Raw genomic sequence first — 1,435 nt, forward strand, 5'->3', positions numbered from 1 at the left:
CCTCATGAGTTGATTAACGCTGATTGGCCAATGTTCTTTGGCAAGCGTTTTTAGGTCTCTCAAATTTAATTCTGGTCGCTGCTTCTTAAGCAGATTTGCAACCCATAGCCAGCTTTCTTGTTTCGCTGATTCAATACTCTTTTGTAAGTTGATGGACTGCTCTGTATTGAGTTTGATTGTCCAATTTCGAGATCGTCCTCTACGCGTTAATGTTACACCTTGGTCTTTTATCAGGCATTTAAGATCCTGCGCATTTTCGACACGGCGAATAAAACTATTCAGTTGGATTCGAAAAAATTGAGGCATTTTAGAGGGATATTCTTAGAGGGTCTCAGAAATATAGCTGTTTTATATGCTACGAGAATCTAACAAATACTTTTACAATAGTCTCGCGGCAACAAAAGGCTGACCAATAAAAACGCGCTTGCGTTTGTTGTCTCTTCTGATTTCCATAGCCGTTTGGCTACTGTTCTGTGCGAAAGACTTACTATGCCTGATATCGTTGTCATGTTTTTTTTGCTCGGCCTAGTTGCTGGGCTTCTCAAATCTGATTTGAGTATTCCAAAAGAAGCCTACGATACCCTGAGTTTACTATTAATGCTTACCATCGGATTGAAGGGTGGTATGGCCTTATTTGGCAGTGTTTCGACTAACTTGATATGGGAGATGTTAACCGTCGCCTTAGTTGGAGCGATTTGCCCTTTATTAATCCTTCCTATCTTACGTTTTGTCTGTGGCGTATCTCTCGCCAACGCCAGCAGTATTGCAGCTCACTATGGTTCGGTTAGTGCCGGTACCTTTGCGGTTGTGCTGACGTATGTAGAGTCCAATAACATTGAGTTTGGTGCGCAAACGACGCTTTATCTGGTTATGTTAGAGCTTCCAGCGATTATTGTTGCCCTCGCCATTTATCGTTTTTTCAATTCGGAGAAGCAAGTTGAAGGCGTTTCTCATCGCGCTATTTGGCATGAAACATTGACGAACCGAGGTGTTGTATTGCTCGTTGGTGGTGTTCTGATTGGCTGGATGTACGGGCCAGTGCAAGGTGCGTCGGTCACCGAGTTATTGACAGGAGGCTTCAAAGCAATCTTGGCTATCTTCATGTTAGAAATGGGACTTACCGCGGCTGAAACACTCCGTCCCTTCCCATACAAACAATGGAAACTGGTTATCTTCGCATGCGTCACACCGCTTGCATTTGCTGCGATTGGCGCAGGCGCTGGTATAGCTTTGGGGCTGCCTGAAGGCTCAGTTCTTATTCTTGCGACTTTAGTCGCTAGTGCTTCCTATATTGCTGCGCCGGCAGCAATTCGAAGCGCTATTCCCGATGCGGATATTGGCTTAGCCATGCTGTTATCACTAGGCTTGACCTTCCCTCTGAACGTTATTTTTGGTATCCCTTTTTACCATTCATACATTTCACAGTGGATCGCAT

At 44.4% G+C, this 1,435-nt stretch carries 2 protein-coding genes; one reads left to right on the plus strand and one right to left on the minus strand.

Going from position 1 to position 1,435, the window contains the following annotated elements; all coding sequences use genetic code 11:
- On the minus strand, positions 1-306 hold a 306-nt coding region (locus tag A3762_RS03180; protein WP_068754047.1), incomplete at its 3' end, for a hypothetical protein.
- A gap of 183 nt (positions 307-489) precedes the next feature.
- On the opposite strand from A3762_RS03180, the gene A3762_RS03185 reads away from it, so the two are divergent.
- Positions 490-1,435: sodium-dependent bicarbonate transport family permease (locus A3762_RS03185; protein WP_068475975.1), on the plus strand; the 946-nt coding region annotated here is incomplete at its 3' end.

The organism is Oleiphilus sp. HI0125 (genome assembly GCF_001635355.1).